This is a genomic window from Halapricum salinum, from assembly GCF_004799665.1.
Classification (GTDB): domain Archaea; phylum Halobacteriota; class Halobacteria; order Halobacteriales; family Haloarculaceae; genus Halapricum; species Halapricum salinum.
Genome location: NZ_CP031310.1, coordinates 721,892 through 738,052 on the forward strand (window position 1 = coordinate 721,892; position 16,161 = coordinate 738,052).

The 16,161-nt window shown below is 65.7% G+C and carries 17 protein-coding genes and 1 tRNA gene; 7 read left to right on the plus strand and 11 right to left on the minus strand.

The window, feature by feature from the left end; all coding sequences use genetic code 11:
* Nucleotides 1-26 precede the first annotated feature (26 nt).
* The gene (locus tag DV733_RS03510) at nucleotides 27-998 is read left to right on the plus strand and encodes a DUF1616 domain-containing protein (RefSeq protein ID WP_049993813.1); all 972 of its coding nucleotides are present in this window, start codon (nucleotides 27-29) and stop codon (nucleotides 996-998) included.
* A 4-nt stretch (nucleotides 999-1,002) separates the two neighbouring features.
* Here DV733_RS03510 and DV733_RS03515 read toward each other — a convergent pair whose 3' ends face one another.
* A complete protein-coding gene (locus tag DV733_RS03515) occupies nucleotides 1,003-1,272 on the minus strand; it encodes a hypothetical protein (RefSeq protein ID WP_202594275.1) in 270 nt (89 codons plus the stop codon).
* Between the two features lie 116 nt (nucleotides 1,273-1,388).
* On the opposite strand from DV733_RS03515, the gene DV733_RS03520 reads away from it, so the two are divergent.
* The 4 genes from DV733_RS03520 to DV733_RS03535 all read left to right on the plus strand — a co-directional run bounded on the left by DV733_RS03520 (nucleotide 1,389) and on the right by DV733_RS03535 (nucleotide 5,958).
* Nucleotides 1,389-2,333, plus strand: a complete 945-nt coding sequence (locus DV733_RS03520; protein ID WP_174876512.1) for a glycosyltransferase family 2 protein — start codon at nucleotides 1,389-1,391, stop codon at nucleotides 2,331-2,333.
* The gene (locus DV733_RS03525; protein ID WP_049993814.1) at nucleotides 2,326-3,717 is read left to right on the plus strand and encodes a right-handed parallel beta-helix repeat-containing protein; all 1,392 of its coding nucleotides are present in this window, start codon (nucleotides 2,326-2,328) and stop codon (nucleotides 3,715-3,717) included. Before DV733_RS03520 ends, DV733_RS03525 begins: the two co-directional genes overlap by 8 nt.
* 83 nt (nucleotides 3,718-3,800) lie before the next feature.
* Nucleotides 3,801-4,598, plus strand: a complete 798-nt coding sequence (locus DV733_RS03530; protein WP_049993815.1) for a hypothetical protein — start codon at nucleotides 3,801-3,803, stop codon at nucleotides 4,596-4,598.
* Nucleotides 4,591-5,958: a glycosyltransferase family 61 protein gene (locus tag DV733_RS03535; protein ID WP_049993816.1), complete on the plus strand. Its 1,368-nt coding sequence runs from the start codon at nucleotides 4,591-4,593 to the stop codon at nucleotides 5,956-5,958. The genes DV733_RS03530 and DV733_RS03535 overlap by 8 nt, the downstream gene beginning before the upstream one ends.
* A 2-nt stretch (nucleotides 5,959-5,960) precedes the next feature.
* Here DV733_RS03535 and DV733_RS03540 read toward each other — a convergent pair whose 3' ends face one another.
* The 7 genes from DV733_RS03540 to DV733_RS03570 all read right to left on the minus strand — a co-directional run bounded on the left by DV733_RS03540 (nucleotide 5,961) and on the right by DV733_RS03570 (nucleotide 12,329).
* The gene (locus tag DV733_RS03540; protein WP_049993817.1) at nucleotides 5,961-7,079 is read right to left on the minus strand and encodes a glycosyltransferase; all 1,119 of its coding nucleotides are present in this window, start codon (nucleotides 7,077-7,079) and stop codon (nucleotides 5,961-5,963) included.
* Nucleotides 7,079-7,735 (minus strand): DHHA1 domain-containing protein, encoded by a 657-nt coding sequence (locus tag DV733_RS03545; protein ID WP_161569335.1) that lies wholly within the window; start codon nucleotides 7,733-7,735, stop codon nucleotides 7,079-7,081. Before DV733_RS03545 ends, DV733_RS03540 begins: the two co-directional genes overlap by 1 nt.
* A 2-nt stretch (nucleotides 7,736-7,737) precedes the next feature.
* A complete protein-coding gene (locus DV733_RS03550) occupies nucleotides 7,738-8,772 on the minus strand; it encodes a lipid II:glycine glycyltransferase FemX (protein WP_237560483.1) in 1,035 nt (344 codons plus the stop codon).
* A gap of 315 nt (nucleotides 8,773-9,087) precedes the next feature.
* Complete coding sequence (locus DV733_RS03555) at nucleotides 9,088-10,218, minus strand: serine hydrolase domain-containing protein (protein WP_049993820.1); 1,131 nt, start codon at nucleotides 10,216-10,218, stop codon at nucleotides 9,088-9,090.
* A 12-nt stretch (nucleotides 10,219-10,230) separates the two neighbouring features.
* Nucleotides 10,231-10,653: an AbrB/MazE/SpoVT family DNA-binding domain-containing protein gene (locus DV733_RS17845; protein ID WP_336884734.1), complete on the minus strand. Its 423-nt coding sequence runs from the start codon at nucleotides 10,651-10,653 to the stop codon at nucleotides 10,231-10,233.
* A 45-nt stretch (nucleotides 10,654-10,698) separates the two neighbouring features.
* Complete coding sequence (locus DV733_RS03565; RefSeq protein ID WP_049993821.1) at nucleotides 10,699-11,844, minus strand: pyridoxal phosphate-dependent aminotransferase; 1,146 nt, start codon at nucleotides 11,842-11,844, stop codon at nucleotides 10,699-10,701.
* Nucleotides 11,841-12,329, minus strand: coding sequence for an Lrp/AsnC family transcriptional regulator (locus DV733_RS03570; protein WP_049993822.1), 489 nt, complete (start codon nucleotides 12,327-12,329; stop codon nucleotides 11,841-11,843). The genes DV733_RS03565 and DV733_RS03570 overlap by 4 nt, the downstream gene beginning before the upstream one ends.
* A gap of 134 nt (nucleotides 12,330-12,463) precedes the next feature.
* Between DV733_RS03570 and DV733_RS03575 the strand changes: the two genes are divergently transcribed.
* Nucleotides 12,464-13,522, plus strand: a complete 1,059-nt coding sequence (locus DV733_RS03575) for a glycosyltransferase family 2 protein (RefSeq protein ID WP_049993823.1) — start codon at nucleotides 12,464-12,466, stop codon at nucleotides 13,520-13,522.
* Between the two features lie 3 nt (nucleotides 13,523-13,525).
* Complete coding sequence (locus tag DV733_RS03580) at nucleotides 13,526-14,359, plus strand: polysaccharide deacetylase family protein (protein ID WP_049993824.1); 834 nt, start codon at nucleotides 13,526-13,528, stop codon at nucleotides 14,357-14,359.
* 9 nt (nucleotides 14,360-14,368) lie between these two features.
* Here the strand turns inward: DV733_RS03580 and DV733_RS03585 are convergent, their stop codons facing one another.
* The 3 genes from DV733_RS03585 to DV733_RS03595 form a co-directional block, all read right to left on the minus strand.
* Nucleotides 14,369-15,142 carry a GIDE domain-containing protein gene (locus DV733_RS03585; protein ID WP_049993825.1) on the minus strand — a complete coding sequence of 258 codons (774 nt, stop codon included), beginning with the start codon at nucleotides 15,140-15,142 and terminating at the stop codon, nucleotides 14,369-14,371.
* 169 nt (nucleotides 15,143-15,311) lie between these two features.
* A tRNA-Ile gene (locus tag DV733_RS03590) sits at nucleotides 15,312-15,385 on the minus strand.
* Between the two features lie 79 nt (nucleotides 15,386-15,464).
* Complete coding sequence (locus DV733_RS03595; protein ID WP_049994317.1) at nucleotides 15,465-16,118, minus strand: helix-turn-helix domain-containing protein; 654 nt, start codon at nucleotides 16,116-16,118, stop codon at nucleotides 15,465-15,467.
* Between the last annotated feature and the right edge of the window lie 43 nt (nucleotides 16,119-16,161).

Here is a 16,161-nt window from a genome sequence, read left to right on the forward strand (position 1 = left end):
CGCGCCGGCCATCGTAGAGGCAGTCAATGGGAACGGGCGACTCCTCGACGGCCAGCCTGCCAGCCGACCTTCTGCTCGTCGTTACGCTGGCGCTGTCGGTCGTCGCGGCGTGGCTGCTGGACGCGCCCGAGGCGATCCGGCTCGTGCTGGCGGTGATCGCCGTGTTTCTGCCCGGCTACGCGCTGATCGCGATGTTGTTCCCCCGTCGCCGACTCGGAACCGACGAGTCACCCGGGACGCTCGCCGAGCGCGTCGAGCAGCTGGACGCCTTCGACCGGGTCGCGCTCTCGGTCGCGGCGGGACTTGTCGTCACGCCGCTTCTGGGGATCGCACTCGATTTCACGCCGTGGTCGCTTCGTGAGGGACCGACGATTGTGACCATCGCCGGCTTCGTCGTCGTGACCGCCGCCGTCGCCGCAGTGCGCCGGCGTCGACTTCCCCCCGATCAGCGATACGCCCCGACGACGCGGTGGCGAGACGTCGTCGCCGATGGCGACCTCCTGTCCGGACAGGCGATCGTCACAGGAGTGGTCGCGCTCGCGGTCCTCGTGGCCGCTGGCGGCGTCTTCGGCGTCGTGGCCACCGACCAGCAGGGCGAACGATTCACCGAGTTCGCCGTCCTCGGTAGTGAAGACGGCCAGCCCGTCGCCGCGTCCTATCCCGACTCCGTGACCGCTGGCGAGGAGGTGTCGATCCGGCTGGAGATCACCAACCACGGGGGGGGCCAGCAGACCTACACCGTCGTCCCGCGCCTGGAGAACGTGACGCGATACGGCAATCAGACCGCCGTCCTGAGGCACGAGCGCTTCGAGTCCGTGACGATCACGGTCGACGAAAACGAGAGCGTCCAGTTCGAGCACACAGTTCGACCGACGATGACCGGCGAGGGCCACCGGCTGACGTTCCTGCTCTATCGGGGTGCCCCGCCCGAGCAGCCACGGACGGGCAACGCCTACCGGTGGACCCATATCTGGCTGGACGTGGCGCCAGCGGAGTAGGACCTCACGCCCCGCCCGCGACGATCTGCTGGATCTGCCAGCCGACGAGTACGACGAATCCCAGCCCGAGCAGAACCCCGGCGACCCTGACGCGGCGTCGCCAGGCCAGCTCCAGCCCCTCGGCGACGGTGAGTTCGGCGATCAAAAAGTAGCCGATCAGCGCGATGACGTAGAACTGCGTGAGCGAAAACTGTCCGAGAGAGACGAGCACGAGGATCGTCGCGAGCATCCACGCGACGTGATAGCGGACGAACTGCAGGCGCGACTCGGCCATATCGAAGTCTCTGCCCGGAGCCGACAAGGGTCTTCCCCTAACCGCAGCCACCAGTTGCGACCAGGCGCTTGCCCCAGTCGAAAGCGGTTTCGTCGGGCAGGCTGAATGACAGCAGTATGGAGACGCCGCTGGTGAGCGTCGTCGTCCCGACCTACAACCGGCCGGAAAAACTCCGCCGGGCGGTCGAGACGGTCCGCGCCCAGACCTACCGCCCCATCGAGCTCGTGGTCGTCGACGACCACTCCGCCGAGCCAGCGGCCGACGCCCTCGACGAGATCGCCCTCGACGACATCTCACTGACGGTGATCCGCCACGAGCAGAATCGCGGCGGCAACGCTGCCCGCAACACCGGAATCCGCGAATCGACCGGCGGGTTCGTCGCGTTTCTCGACGACGACGACCGCTGGGAGCCCGCGAAGATCCAGCGCCAGGTCGAGACTTTCGAGGCCAGTCCCGATTCGGTGGGCTTCGTCTACACCGGGTCGCGGTACGTCTACGACGACGGCGAGCGCGTCATCTGCAACGATCTCAGCGGGGACGTCACGCGGGCAATTCTGGAAGGAGCAAGCGTCGCCGAGTTCTCGGCGGTGATGGTCCGCGCGAGCGTCATCGAGGCGGCCGGGCTGCCCGACGAACGCTTCCCGAGCTGGCAGGACCAGGAGTGGTTCCTTCGGCTGTCGCTGCACTGTGCGTTCGCGGCGGTCGAGGAACCCCTGACGATCCGCCACTGGGACCACCCGGGTCGGATCGGCCAGAACTTCCAGAAGCGCCGCGACGTCTCGTTTCCGCTGTTCGTCGAGAAACACCGCGACCTCGCCGCCGAGTACGACCTGGAGCAGCGGTTCGTCGCCTCGCTGCTGGAGACGCTGGTCATCGACGCGGCCCAGAATGGCTACTACGGCGACGCCCGCCGGCTGGCGGTTCGAGCGATCCGCACGGATCCGACGCTGCCGACACCGTGGCTGTACCTGCTGTCGTGTCTCGGTGGCCGGGTGACCTATCGGCCGGCCCAGCGGCTGATGGCGCTGGTCCAGTCGAGTGGAGGCCGCGACGGTGACTGAGGACGACTACTCCCGGCGGAGATTTCTCAGCGCGATCGCAGCCGGGACGGCGACCGGGCTGGCGGGCTGTTCGTGGTCGGACGGCCCGACGAACACGCCGATCGGCGAGACGCCGACTGCGGCACCGATCCCGACGACGGCGGAGCCGCCGCTCTCCCCGACACCCACACCCGAACCGACACCCGGCCCGACGCCGACGCCGGAACCCACACCCGAGCCGACGCCAACGCCCGAGCCGACGCCAACGCCCGAACCGACGCCAACGCCACAGACGAAGCTGTACGTCGCGCCGGACGGTCGTCCGGGGGCGGCCGGGACCCGCGAAGATCCGCTCGACGACGTCCCGAGAGCGCTCAGATGGGCGGAACCAGGTAATTCAGTCGTCCTCCGAGGTGGGACCTACAGACCCACTCGACCGGTCGACGTCCGCGGGCTGGGCGGTGACGACGGTGAGCCAGTCACCCTCCGGGCGGCATCGGGCGAACGGCCGATCTTCGACTTCGAGCGTTTGGACGTCGGGGGTTTCCGCTTTCGGGATTGCCACTGGCTCGATATTCGCGGGATCGAAATCCGCCGTGCACCGAGCCGGGGGCTGTTCGTCGAGGCGGGATCGACGCACGTCACAATCGAGAACGTGACCGTCCGAAATTCAGGCGGCGATCCCGACGCCAGCGGCACGGGCCTGTTCGTCTTCAACTCCGAAGCGGTCACGATTCGAAACGTCGTCTCTAGCGGCAACTACGACCCGTCCTCTGGCGGCGGGAACAGCGACGGGATCGACGTCGAGGCCTCGCCCGGAACGCTGGTCGAACAGTGCGTTGCCGCCGGCAACAGCGACGACGGGATCGACCTCTGGGCGACGACCGACGTCACGGTCAGAAACTGCGTCGCCTACGACAACGGCTGGAAACCCGACGGGTCGAGAGGCGGCAACGGCGACGGGTTCAAACTCGGTGGCGGTGGTGACAGTGGCGACGCGCTGGTCGAGCGCTGTGTGGCCTACAACAACCGATCGCGTGGCTTCGACGACAACAGCGCGACGCGGAAGCTCACCCTTCACAACTGCACGGCCTGGAACAACCCCGTCAACTTCCGGCTGGGTTGTGTCTTCGACGCCATGCCGCCGCGCTGTCCGGCCCACCGGCTGCGCAACAACCTGAGCCACGAGGGGCTGGCGGTGCTCTCGCCGCTGGTCGACAGTCGGCGCAACTCCTGGGACCTCGACATCGACGATCCCGAATTCGCCTCGGTCGACCCGCGAGACGAGTCGTTTCTCCGCCTGCGCACCGACAGCCCGGCCGTCGACGCGGGCGTCGACGTCGGGCTTCCATACAGCGGTTCGGCACCGGACCTGGGAGCGTTCGAGTTCGAATCCGGTCGGTAGGTTTTATTCCCCGCTGGCCGTTGCCTCTACCAACGATGCAGCAAGTGTGGGCGCAGTCGATCGGGGACAGGTGGTTCGCGTAGATGGTGGCACGCGACGCGGGCCGACAGACCAGCAGCGTTCGGGCGTGGTACGCGAGCCGCCCCTATCGACTGACTGCTGTAGGACTGTTCCTGCTGGGGAGTGCAGCGGGTGCCCTCGCGATCGTCGGACCCTCCGACGGACCGAGAGACGTGTTGACGGCGTTCGCGGGCGTCGGGCTGTTCGGCGCACTGCTGTTGTTTTTTCTCCGTCCCAGCGCGACGAGTGCGACCGATCCGGTCGAAGAAGTCTACAGAGCCTACGCCGCAAACGCCGACGCGCTGGCTCGAAACGTTGATCTCGGCGAGCGCCGCGTCTACGCCCCGACGACCTACGCGACCGAGGGATTCACTGCAGTCGCGCTGACCGTGCCCACCGAGGAGCGCGAGCGGGTTTCGATCGATCGGAATCGCCGACCGGTGTTCGGCACAGCCGATCACGATGACTGGTCGGCGATCACGCTCTATCCGACGGGGGCAGCGCTGTTCGACGCCTTCGAGGGGATGGTCGTCGCCGACCTCTCGACGGATCCGGTCGAACTGGCCACCCAGCTCGCCGACGGTCTCGTACTCGGTCTCGAACTGGTCGAAGCCGTCGAGCCGGACGTCGACATCGAGACCGGGACGGCGACAATCGACGTCGTGGACCCACGATTCGGGTCGTTAGAGCAGTTCGACCACCCGGTCGCGTCGTTTCTCGCCGTCGGCTTCGCGCTCAGTCTGGACGTTCCCGTGACTGTCGAAACCGAGTCAGACCGCGTCGTCTGTCGGTGGCCATCCGACGAGGTGGGCGATGACTGATCCCCGGGAACGGCGGTCGCTTCGACGGTGGCTCGGAGACGTGGTCGGACACACCTATCGCGAGCGTGGCCTGCTGGGGTTGCTCGCCCGCGGCCCGCGGTTCGTCCGGGACGACCTCCTTGGCGAGCGTCTCCGATGGTGGCTGCTCGTCCACCCACTCCGGGGCCGACTCCTCGATCGCGGGACGCTGCGGTCACGCGCCAGCGAGGCCGAGCGGCTCTGGGACGGAGCGCAGCAAGAGCCGGTCACGGTCGAGGCCCCCACGGGGACGGAGGTGCCGAAACCCCTGGCCGAGACCACCGGAACGTACGACCCGGAACGACCGTTCGTCGCCGAGGTGGAGGACGCACGAGTGCTCGGCGAGCGTGGGATCGGACTGGTCGACGACGAAGTCGTGCTGGAGACGACCAACGCCAGCAGGATGTACCTCTACTTCGCGCTGGAGAATCTCTACGACGCGATCGAGGCCGGCCGGTCGACGCGTGACGCATACCGATCCTACCGTGCGGTGGTGCACGGGGCGTCGTCGCTCGAATTGCCCGACTCCATCGATGGAACGCCTCCCGAGACGGCCGCCATCATGCTCCCACACTGGCGAAGCTACTACCACTGGGTGATCGAGTACCTGCCGCGACTCAGAATGCTCGAACGCTACGAGACCGAAACTGGGCGGCGGCCGACGCTGTTGGTCCCGCCGGAGCCGAAACCCTGGATACGCGAGACCCTGCGACTGTGTGGGTGGGGGCCGGACGACTGTACCGAGTGGATCTGGCCCGAGGCACGGATCGAGCGCCTGGTCGTGCCGAGCCATCGCAACCAGTTCGTGTCACCCCACGACAGCCACTTCGGCGACGACTTCAACCCCGCCCCCGAGGACGCCCGCTGGGTCGCCGAGCGGATGCGCTCGAACGTCGACGGACTCGACCCGGGCGAGGGCAACCTCGACGCCGGGGCGTTCTCCTCGCGAGTCTACGTCTCCAGACGGGACACCGGAACGCGGCGTGTCGCGGACGAGGCGGCCGTTCTCGACGCGCTCGAACCGCTCGGCTTCGAATCCTACGCCCTCTCGGAGCTGTCGATTCCCGACCAGATACGGCTGTTCGCCCACGCTGACGCCGTCGTCGGACCTCACGGAGCCGGACTCGTGAACCTGATCCACTGTGAGGACGCGGCCGTGTTCGAGTTCTTTCCCGACGATCACGTCCAGCCCTATTACTTCTCTCTCGCCCGCCAGCTCGGGTTCGAGTACGACTGTGCCGTCTATCCCTCGCGAGACGACGAGACGGTCGTCGATCCCGAGGACCTCCGCGAGCGCGTCGCGGCGTTTCTCGATCGCTCGGGGCTCATCGAGCGGTCGTGAGATCAGCGATCAGCCTTTCCCGTGAGATCAGCGATCAGCGACTCGTACTCCCCGAGGACGCGGTCGCTGGCGAAGTTCTCGGCTCGCTCGCGAAGCAGATCCGGATCCGGCGGCTCGTCGAGGCTCGCAGCCAGCGCGTCGGCCAGCGCGGCGGCATCACCTACTGGAACGAGCCGCCCCCACTCCTCCTCGCCCAGAATCTCCCGGGGGCCGCTCGGACAGTCCGTCGAGACGACGGGACAGCCACACGCGAGTGCCTCGACCAGCACCGTCGGCAGCCCCTCGTAGGTCGAGGACAGGGCGAACACCGACGCCCGGGCCATGTACGGCGCGGGGTCGACGTACCCCGGGAAGGCGACGGCGTCTCCGAGGCCGCGCTCGCTGACCAGCCGCTCGACGCGCTCGCGTTCGTCTCCGGTGCCCGCGAGGACGAGTCTCGTCTCCGGCCGCCGGTCGTGCAGGCGGTCGAACGCAGCCAGCAGGGTCGGCAGGTCCTTCTCGGGCGCGAAGCGGCCGACCCACAGCACCACGTCGAGATCCGGATCGTCGAGCCACGGAACGATCACATCTCCGTCGGCTCGCTGGCGAATCGTCTCGACTGGCACGGGATTGGGGAGGACGACGACCTGATCGGGATCGACGCGGGTCCGCTCGCGAATGCTCTCGGCGACCCCCTCGGAGACGGCGATCACCCGATCCGCGAGGGGATAGATCCAGCGAGCGAGGTGGTTGGTCACGTCGCGTTTGCCCCCCATCTCCATCCCGACAGTGGTGTGCTCGACGATCGCGACGGGTGTTCCGCTGGCGGAGAGTCGCGCCGCGAGCGTCGCGACGACGTTGGCGTAAGTCATCGCCGAGAAGAGGATCCGGGGGCGCTCGCGCCGGAGATACCGGGCGAGCGAGGGGATACTGGCGACGATCCCCAGGCCCGGAATCGCTGGCGTCGCTAGCTCGACTACCGCGACGCTGTCGTCGACTTCCGGGCGCAACTGCCCGCCGGGGTAGGAGACGAGCAGGGCGACATCGTGACCGCGCTCGGCCAGCCCGTTCGCGAGGTCGACGGTCACGCGCTGGGCTCCGCCGGGTGTCAACTCCGGCAGGTAGATCGCGACGCCGGCCATCAGACCGCGAACCCGGCCTCAGCGCCGAGTCGATCCCGGACCGTTTCGGCCGCGTCGGCCAGTTGCTCGGCCTCGCCGCCGCCGGTCGCGAACTCCGCGCCGCCGCCCGCACCGCCGCCGGCAGCCTGGGCGACCTCACGGGCGATCTCGTCGGCCTGCTGGTCGAGGTCCGAGCCGACCGCGACCGCGAGCGAGCCGTCACCGCTGGCAGTGACGATGGTCACGCCGAGGCTGTCGGTGAGCGCCGCTTTGGCCAGCGCCTCGGCGTCTTCGAGCACACCGTCCGAGAGGTCGATCACGGTGACGTGTGGCTCGTCGGTCGCCGGCGGCTCCGAGCGACGGGCCGCCCACCAGCGAGCGACCCACGCCGAGCGGTTTTTGTCGAGTGTGCTGGTTAGCTCTCGGACCTTCGTATCGAGCGATTCGACGCGATCAGGGACCTCCTCGGGCCGGGCGTTCAGCAGCGTCGCGGCCCGTTCGAGTGCACTCGGATCGGTCGTCGCAACCGATTCGGGCGTGTGGCCCTCCTGCGGGGCGGCCCACTGCTGGCTGAGCGTGAGGCTCTCCCTGATCGTCTGTTCACGCCGTCGATAGTAGACGACGGCGGCGACGAGCGCGAGCGCGAGTACGAGCGTCTGGAATCTGTTTCGGGACATGGTCATTCGTGGATGAAGCGCTTGAGTTGCGGGCCGACGACGGGGTTGGTGACGACGGGGCTGAGTCGCTCTGCGATGGCTGCGGCGCGACCGTATCCCTCCAGCGAGGCGCGATTGGCACGATGGGGCGGCGTGACGAAACTCGACAGCGGCGAGGCCGTGCCACCGAACTGGCGCTTGAAGCCGTGGACGCCCGTTCCGGGGCGCGAGCGGCCGAAGTCGACGACGTCGATCCCGGTCGCGCAGGCGTCCTCGATGGCCGCGGCGTACAGCCGGTAGTTGGGATGATACTCCCAGGCGTCTTCTCGAGAGGCGTTCGACCAGATCATCCGGGTGTCGTCGAAGTCGAGCATGAGGATCCCGCCGATCGCGTCGCCGTCGTGTTCGACGACGAAGACCGCCAGGTCGTCGCCCAGTTCGCCCGCGAGGTCGACGAAGAAGTCCTCGGGAAACTGCGGGCTGCCGAGCCGACGCATCGTCGCCAGGTAGAGCGGATAGTACTCGGTCACCGTGGCGGGCCTGACGGTCACGCCGGACTCGACGGCCGAGCGGACACAGCGGCGGGCCTCGCCGCTGAACGAGCGCTCGCGCACGGCGTCGAACGCCCGGTCGGTGTCGAGACGGATGACTTCGCCCGTGCGGACGGCTCCGTAGCCTGCCGGATTGTAGCCCGAGACACCGGTCCAGCCGGCGTCTTTGACGATTCGCGCGCCGAGTCGGCCGAGGCCGTTCGCGAGGTCTCGCAGGACGGCAACGGTATCGACACCCTCGCCGAGCAGGGGAAAGCCGTACTCACAGAAGGGGTTGACCACTGTTCGGCCGCCGATGCCGGGGATCGCAAAGCCGGGGACGACGCCCACTGGTTCGTCCTCGCCGCGTTCGGTGACGACCCGGAAGGCCGGTTCGTAGCCGAAGGCGTCGCCGACAGCCTGGTGCCACTCCCAGGTGTGAAAGACCGTCGCCGCCGGGTGGTCGGCGACGAACTCGCGCCAGCGGTCGCGGTCCTCGGCCGCGGCGGGCCGGCTCTCGTAGGTCACGGCCGCTCCCCCGCGCAATGGCCCCGTTGCATACAGGCAGGATTCTCAGCAGACACACATAATCGTTGTCGTGGGTGGGTCGGCCGTTCGAATGGATTGTGGAAGTGGTGGGTAGTCTGGGCTATCGAACCGTCGTTTCGACGAACGGTGTCGCGATCCGTGCTGCATAGAGGGCGCCAATGAAGAATGGGGCGACGCCCGAGTCGGACTATTCGATTTGGGAGATACGGCCACCGTTCCGAATACTCACCGATGTGCCCTTGATGCTGGGACTCCTGACTGCGAACTCGAAAAGTGAGTCGAGGACCTGCGATCCTACTGTCCGGGTCGCTCTACCTTCGAAATCGAACGCAGGGTTTGGAAGAGGAACATCATGCTCTTTCGCATATACGACCACTGGTTGAAGGTCCCGATCAGATAGACGTCGATCGTGGGATTGTACACCATGAAGGCACTGCTCGCACCCAACCCGCCCCAGCAGTGGAAGCGTTTGAGAAACGGCAACGGGCGGATGCGGACGATGCCGTAGCCGTAATCGATTCCCTGCCATAGTTTGTTCCACTGCTGCATCTTCTGGAGCGTCTCCTCGGATACGAGCTCCCCCTCGACCAGGGCCCGATGGAACCGGAATAGTTCTTCTGCGGTGTTCACCGTCTGCCCGCCGGCGTAGAACGCGCTCAACGAGGGCACGTCGTCCACATCGATTTTCTTCTCGTCGATGTAAAACGGGGCCGTGGGAAGCTCATTTTCGACAGCAGGGTCAGAGAACGGCGGTAAGTACGAATGCTCCATCTCCAACGGATCAAAAAGGAACTCCGCCAGAGCCTCGTGATACGGTTGCTCAGTTACGTTTTCGATGAGCAATCCGAGCAGGTTGTACCCGAACTCCGAATAGTAGCAGTCCTCCCCGGGCGAGAAATGCGATTCCAGATTGTGTTTTGCCCACTCGATCGTCTCTTCCGGTTCCCATATCCGGTCGGGTTCCGCCATCATCTCGTCGAATAGCGTCTTCCCCTCGGGAGATTCCTCCAATCGCGTGTTGAAGAACATCTTTCCGCCTTCGGGAAGTGAATGGGGCAGTCCGGACGTGTGACCGAGGAGATGACGGATGCGGATATCGTCTGTGTAGTCTGTGCCGTTGATCGTGTGAAGACCGTCCAGAAGTGACTCGGACAGGTACTCCGATATCGGGTCATCAAAGCTCAGTTGCTCGTCCTCGGCGAGCATAGCCACAATCGTCGAAGTAAATGTCTTGCCAATGCTGGCTGCGTAGTATGGTTGCTCTGGATCGGCTTCGATACCCGCCGTCTGGCCGGTGGCAAGGTTCCAGTGGAGATCACGACTGTCGGAATGGACCAACAGGTACGCGGAGTGGAGCTCGGAGTTGTCTTCGACGGCAGATTGTAACCTGGATTCCAGACGGGATTTAGCTTCTTGACATTCCATAATGTTAGAATATTAGATATTGAGAATATTAAACGGTGGTATGGTTCCCGACTTCGAAGAAAGTCTTCTACAAAAACTCATACTCAGAGAGATTCTCGGGAAAGTCGGAGAATGAGTGGTTGCGTCGATAGTGGCCCGAACCGATGAGGACAAGGTGTCTCTGGGACTTTGCCGGCCCCTAGTAGAATGATCGTGTTCTACAGAACTATCGACCGGTTCGAGTTCGGAAAACGCGCCGAAATACTGCTCGACACGTTCAACAGAGAGTGTTCCGGCATCGTCAACACGCCAACGGAGCGGGTCGCCCGCCGAAAGACTAGCCTCCTCTCTAACGGAGGTGGGAATCGTCACAGAATAGTCCTCACCGACCGTCGTTTCGACTTCGATCTCGCGAGACATACGAGGCGGTCCGACCTGCGCGAAAAAGTACTTCATTCCGCGAAACACAGCCGAGCCGCTTTCCGAGAACCGACCCCTCCGTCAGGAGATGAACGCCTCGATCCGGTCCATCGCTTCCTTGAGATCCTCCAGCCCCGTCGCGTACGAAACCCGGAGGTGGCCCTCGCCGCCCTCGCCGAAGGCCGTGCCGGGGACCAGAGCGACTTTCTGCTCCTGAAGCAGCGCCTCGGCGAACTCGCCGCTGTCCTCCCACGGGCATTCCGGGAAGGCGTAGAACGCGCCTTTCGCGCGGAAGCACTCGATCCCCATGTCGTCGAACCGCGAGAGGACGAGCCGGCGACGGCGGTTGTACTGCTGGCGCATCTCCGCGACGGCATCCTCGCAGTTCTCCAGGGCCTCGATCGCCGCGAACTGCGCGGTGGTCGGTGCGGACAGCATCGTGTACTGGTGGATGCGGTTCATCGCGTCGATCGCTTCCGGTGGCCCCATCGCGTATCCGAGTCGCATCCCCGTCATCGCGTAGGCCTTCGAGAAGCCGTTGAAGACGACCGTCCGCTCGCGCATACCCGGGAACGTCGCGATCGAGGCGTGGTCGTGCTCGTAGGAGAGTTCGGAGTAGATCTCGTCGCTCAGGACCACGAGGTCGTGCTCGCGGGCGAACTCGGCGATCGGCTCCAACTCCGCGGCGGTCATCGTCGCGCCTGTCGGATTGTTCGGGTAGCAGAGGATCAGCACGTCGGCTTCCTCGGCTCCGGCCTCGTACAGTGCGTCGACGGTGAGCTTGAACTCCGTCTCCTGTGTGGTCGGCACTGGCAGGGGATCGCCGCCGGCGAAGATGACGCCCGGGACGTACGAGACGTAGCTGGGCTGGACAACTGCGACGGTGTCGCCGGGATCGACGACGGCTCGCAGCGCCAGATCGACGGCCTCGCTCGCGCCCGAGGTGACGAGAATCTCCTCGTCAGGGTCGTAGTCGAGTCCGTAGCGCTCGCGCTGGTCGTCGGCGATCAGTTCGCGGAGTTCGCGCTTGCCGCGGTTGGCAGTGTAGGAAGTCTTGCCCAGTTCCAGGGAGGTGATCGCGGCCTCGCGGGCCGCCCAGGGCGCGGAGAAGTCCGGCTCGCCCACGCCCAGGGAGATGATGTCGTCCATCTCCTCGGCGAGTTCGAAAAAACGCCGGATACCCGACGGCGGCACCGTCTCGACGCGATCGGAGGGCTCGATCGTCATGGCGAGATCGACAGGCGGTCGTCGTCGTCACCGTCGCCCATGACGATCCCCTGTTTCTTGTACGAATCCATGAGGTAGTGCGTCACTGTCTGGGTGATCTCGGGGATCGGCGCGATTTTGTCGCTGATGAAGTGGCTCACCTCGCGCATGGAGTCGCCCTCGACCTCCATGTCGAAGTCGTAGTCACCGCTCACGAGGCGGAGTTCCCGGACCTGTGGGAACTTCACGATGCGGTCTGCGATGTCGCTGTAGCTGGTCTCGCGATCGAGCGTGACGTTGAGTTCGACGATCGCGTGGACGCGCTCGCGGTCAGTCTCCTCGAAGTCGACGACAGCCTGGTAGCCGCGGATGACTCCCGATTCTTCGAGGTGTTCAATCGTGTCCTCGACTTCCTCGGGGTCGGCGTCGGTGAGTCGCGCGAGGTCGTCGATGCTGTAGCGGGCGTTCTCCCGGAGCAACTCCAGGATCTCCTCGCTGGTGTCCATACCGGGTGAGAGGCCACCGCGGACAAAAGGATTTGCCCCTTCGTGTGATGGATTTGCGGGGTGACTCGCGAATGCTGACCCAGTAGGCGGTCTTTAAGAGAGTTCCCGACGTACTCAGATGTAGTAGGTGGGACATGACTGACTTTGCTGTTACGGGGATCGGAGAAACGGCAGTTCGACGGGACGTCGAGGTGGACCTCACGTCGGTCGACGAGACGCTTTTGGATGAGGCCGGCTCGATCATGGTCGCCATCCCGGCGTTCGACGAAGCCGCGACGATCGCTGACGTCGTCGCGTCGGCAGCGATACACGCCGACACTGTGCTGGTCGTCGACGACGGGAGCAGCGACGAGACTGGCCGCGTCGCCAGCGAAGCTGGCGCGGACGTCGTCCGCCACCCCACGAATCGTGGGTACGGCGGCGCACTGAAGACGATCTTTCGGGAGGCCGCGCGGCGAGATCCCGTACACCTCGTCGTCATCGACGCCGACGGTCAGCACGACCCCGACGACGTCGTGTCGCTGGTGGCCGCCCGCCTCGAAACCCAGGCCGACCTCGTGATCGGGAGTCGCTACGCGAACGTCGAAAGTTCGATTCCGGCCTACCGTCGGCTCGGCCTGTGGCTGGTCAACGGTGCGACCAACCTCAGCCTCGGCACGCGCGGGGACGCCCGAATCACCGACACGCAGAGCGGCCTGCGCGCCTACGGCCCCCGTGCCTACCACTCGCTGGCGACCGACGCGACTATCGGCGAGGGAATGAGCGCGAGCACGGACATCCTCTATCACGTCGTCCGACGGGGCTACCGTGTCGTCGAGGTTGGTGTCACCGTCCGCTATGACCTGCCCGACACCAGCACGGAAAACCCGCTGGTCCACGGTGCCGAGCTCATGGCCAACATCGCGCGACTGACTGCCAGCGAACGGCCCGGGACAGTCGTCATCTTGCCAGTCGTAATGGCATCACTGCTCGGGATGCCATTCGCCCGCCGATTCAAGGGCTCCCCAAGCGAGCGGACGCGGCGCTGGACCGCCACCGCACTCGTGGGTGCGCTCGTCGGCCTCTGCACGTATCTCCTGCTGACCAGGCCACGTCAGGTTCCCGAGACGGCCGCTCCCCACGAGCTACAGGTCCGCCGGGTCGTTCGTGCAGCCGATCACCTCGAACCGGACGTCGACGTCGCCAGGAACTGACGAATGCCGGTACTCGACTGGCCGTCACGGCAACGCGCGTATCTCACACTCGACCTGGAGTGTGACTTCGGGACGCTGCTGGCCGCGAACGTTCCCTCACCCGGCGCCAACAGCTACGCCGCGGCCGCCCACACCGACCGCCTCGCCGACCTGCTCGATCGCCTGTCGGTTCCGCTCACCTGTTTCGTCCAGACGGACCTGCTCGACGAGCGCCCCGAGACCGTCGAAGCCCTGCAGCAAGCGGGCGTCGAGGTTCGCTTTCACCCCCACTCACACACCCACCGCCACCGCTCGCGGACGTCGATCGAATACGAAGTCGAGACCAGCACCGAGCGCTACCACGAGTTTTTCGGCGAGGAGCCTGTCGGCTATCGCTTCCCGAACGGTGACGTTCGGCGCGAAGACTACCGGCACCTCGCCGAGGCCGGCTACGAATTCGACGCCAGCGTCTTCCCGACCTGGCGACCCGGCCACTTCGACAACACCGACCAGCCCAGGACGCCCCAGTACCTCCCCGAGTTCGACCTCTACGAAATTCCCTTTACCGTGTATGCCTCCTGGCTCCCGATCCCGACGGCCCTGTCGTTCTGTCGGGTGTTCGGCCGGCCCTACACCGAACTGCTGGTCCGTCGACCGCCGCCGGTCGTGGTCTTCAACATCCACATGCACGACCTGGTGACGCCCCCGACCGTTCGAAATCTGCCACGGAAGTACCGGGCCGTGTATTCGCGCAACGACCGCGGGTTCGAGATGCTGGCGTCGATCCTGAAACGGCTGCAGGAGCAGGGGTATCAGTTCGGACACGTCGACGACGTCCACGACACGTTGCGTGAGTGAGGCTGGCGGTCAGCCGGCCACCCAGGGTCCGACCGCGACGGCGAGTCCGACGAGGGTAGAGATCCCGCCGAAAGCAAAGTAGACGAGCCCTGCTCGCTTGCCCTCACTGATGAGTTCGCGCTCGGACTTGTCCGAGAGGATGAAATCTCCGGACTGGGTGGGTTCGTCGATCACGTAGTCGCGTTCGCCCCAGCCAGCCCGCTCCTCGCGGGCCGTCCCGAGCACGTAGATCTCCTCGCCGGGCTCGATGACCCCCTCGGAGTAGCGCCGGCGGTCGCCGTAACTCAGCGGGCCGATACTCCCCCGGGAGGCGTGGTCGATCGCGCCTTCCCTGTCGAGAAACCGCGTGATCATCTCCGGTGGTTCGTCCCCGGCCCCGACCTTCGTCTGTGTCGTCTCGACGTTCAGATGTCCGTCAGAAGCGAGTTCGACCTGAACCTCGCCGGTGCCGTCGTCGACGAGAAACGGGACCGCCGTCGTATCCGCGTATTTGGTGTTCCAGCTCCCGCCGCCATCGCCGCTGCTCTCGTACTCCTCGACCTCGACGTAGGTCGCCAGCGACTCGGTCCGGGTGATCGGCGAGTTCAGGAGCGACTCTCCCTCGATCGACCGAGAAACACCCTTGATCTCGACCGTTCCGGGCCTGATTTCGCGGATCGGTGTCGTCTCGGTCTCGGCGATACGCTTGCTCTGGGCGCGCTGGGTGCGCCCCTTGTTTACCAGCAGGAGTCCAACGACGACGAAGACCGCGCCGAACCCCGAAATAAAGAGCCGCTCGATCATGTATCGGCGCTGTTCTGCTGGCACCGACAAAAATCCGGGTGGCGTGCGGCAACTCGGAAGTGTCGGAACCAGACGCGAGCAACCGCGCCAATCGATCGATGCGTCTCCGGAACGTGGATCAGAGATGAAGTGGCCGGGGAGGATTTTCGACCTGTCAAATTCTCGACAGTGGGCCAAACCGGATTTGAACCGGTGACCTCCCGGTTATCAGCCGAGCGCTCAACCTGACTGAGCTATTGGCCCAGGCGAGCGCAACTTCACGTACCGGGCAGGTATGTTTAAGCGTTACTTTTCGGCTCCCGTCCCGGGGACGGCTCCCGTGTCACTGTGGCCCATCCGTCTCGACGGCGCTGGTAACCAGCGTCTGCTCGGCCCGCCGGAGCAGTTCCCCGGCTGTACTGCTCGCACACCCCAGGCGGGCGGCCACGTCGTCGACGCTCCCGGCCCGAGGAATTTCGTAGTAGCCGACGTCGACCGCGGCCTCCAGCGCGGCTCGCTGGCGGTCGGTCAGCCCAGCAGTGGCGGGCCGCTGCTCGAAGGGACGGACGTGCTCGATCTCGACGATGAGTTCGTCGACGAGAGCGTCGTGGAACTCGCTCAAGGCAGCCTGTTCGCCGACGGCCTCGAAGCGGGCCACACCGCTGGCCTCGAAGACCACAGGTGGCAGAAAGGCCACCCGCGCCTGCCCGATCAGTTCCAGCACTGCGGCGTCGAGCCCGAACCGCTCCTGGATAGTGAACGCGTAGGTCCCGCCGTCGCCCTCGACGAGATGGGCCGTCTCGACGATGTCGACCGATTCGAGCAACTCTTCGACGACCGGGCGCGCGGCGTCGTACCAGACCAGCGACGTCACCGACGCCGTCGGTCCCCAGCCCAGCAACTCCATCCGCGTTACGACTGAGCCCTTCAGAATTTTGCGATGTATCGGATGGGCTCGCTCGGCCGGATAGGTCACCGCGAACGTGACTCGGCGCACGGCCGCCGTTCGCTCGGCCACTATTTAAATGGCCGGACGAGTC

Excerpts from the sequence above, each read along its gene's own strand:
- DV733_RS03510 (WP_049993813.1), top strand. The coding sequence starts at position 27 with ATGGGAACGGGCGACTCCTCGACGGCCAGCCTGCCAGCCGACCTTCTG.
- DV733_RS03515 (WP_202594275.1), bottom strand. The coding sequence starts at position 1,272 with ATGGCCGAGTCGCGCCTGCAGTTCGTCCGCTATCACGTCGCGTGGATG.
- DV733_RS03520 (WP_174876512.1), top strand. The coding sequence starts at position 1,389 with ATGGAGACGCCGCTGGTGAGCGTCGTCGTCCCGACCTACAACCGGCCG.
- DV733_RS03530 (WP_049993815.1), top strand. The coding sequence starts at position 3,801 with ATGGTGGCACGCGACGCGGGCCGACAGACCAGCAGCGTTCGGGCGTGG.
- DV733_RS03535 (WP_049993816.1), top strand. The coding sequence starts at position 4,591 with ATGACTGATCCCCGGGAACGGCGGTCGCTTCGACGGTGGCTCGGAGAC.
- DV733_RS03540 (WP_049993817.1), bottom strand. The coding sequence starts at position 7,079 with ATGGCCGGCGTCGCGATCTACCTGCCGGAGTTGACACCCGGCGGAGCC.
- DV733_RS03545 (WP_161569335.1), bottom strand. The coding sequence starts at position 7,735 with ATGTCCCGAAACAGATTCCAGACGCTCGTACTCGCGCTCGCGCTCGTC.
- DV733_RS03555 (WP_049993820.1), bottom strand. The coding sequence starts at position 10,218 with ATGGAATGTCAAGAAGCTAAATCCCGTCTGGAATCCAGGTTACAATCT.
- DV733_RS17845 (WP_336884734.1), bottom strand. The coding sequence starts at position 10,653 with ATGAAGTACTTTTTCGCGCAGGTCGGACCGCCTCGTATGTCTCGCGAG.
- DV733_RS03565 (WP_049993821.1), bottom strand. The coding sequence starts at position 11,844 with ATGACGATCGAGCCCTCCGATCGCGTCGAGACGGTGCCGCCGTCGGGT.
- DV733_RS03570 (WP_049993822.1), bottom strand. The coding sequence starts at position 12,329 with ATGGACACCAGCGAGGAGATCCTGGAGTTGCTCCGGGAGAACGCCCGC.
- DV733_RS03575 (WP_049993823.1), top strand. The coding sequence starts at position 12,464 with ATGACTGACTTTGCTGTTACGGGGATCGGAGAAACGGCAGTTCGACGG.
- DV733_RS03580 (WP_049993824.1), top strand. The coding sequence starts at position 13,526 with ATGCCGGTACTCGACTGGCCGTCACGGCAACGCGCGTATCTCACACTC.
- DV733_RS03585 (WP_049993825.1), bottom strand. The coding sequence starts at position 15,142 with ATGATCGAGCGGCTCTTTATTTCGGGGTTCGGCGCGGTCTTCGTCGTC.